General features: G+C 36.6%; 1 pseudogene. It reads right to left on the reverse strand.

Annotated elements, in window-relative coordinates:
- Nucleotides 1-418: pseudogene (locus QWT87_RS21145) on the reverse strand (RHS repeat-associated core domain-containing protein); the annotation flags it as partial.

Consider the following 418-nt stretch of genomic DNA (forward strand, 5'->3'; position numbering starts at 1 on the left):
CTCATATTGAAACCCATCCAAGTAATCGGTGGTTCTGGTTCCCAGAGCATAAGCATAGGAAGGATCTTTATAATTATGTACTTTTCTCATCTTTACGCCATCTGCTCTGTAAAGATAATTCGTATTTACATATACTTTATTGCTCCTGTCGTAACTTGCAAAATCACTGAACTTAATGTATTTCGGAAGATTTAAAAAATTATAATCAATCTGAAGAATACCTTTATCCTTATGATCTTTCATGTTTCCGTTCAGGTCGTAGGAAATGGTGTTTCCTGAAGTATCCGGATAGCCTCTGTAATCTGTTGAGGAATCGGTAACGGAAGTCAGCCTGTTTCCGGTATAAATATATCCAAGATCATCAATATTAAATGCAGAAGCACCTTGCTGAGATTGCGCAGATCTTTTCAGGTTTGAA

The organism is Chryseobacterium urinae (genome assembly GCF_030518295.1).
Classification (GTDB): domain Bacteria; phylum Bacteroidota; class Bacteroidia; order Flavobacteriales; family Weeksellaceae; genus Chryseobacterium; species Chryseobacterium mucoviscidosis.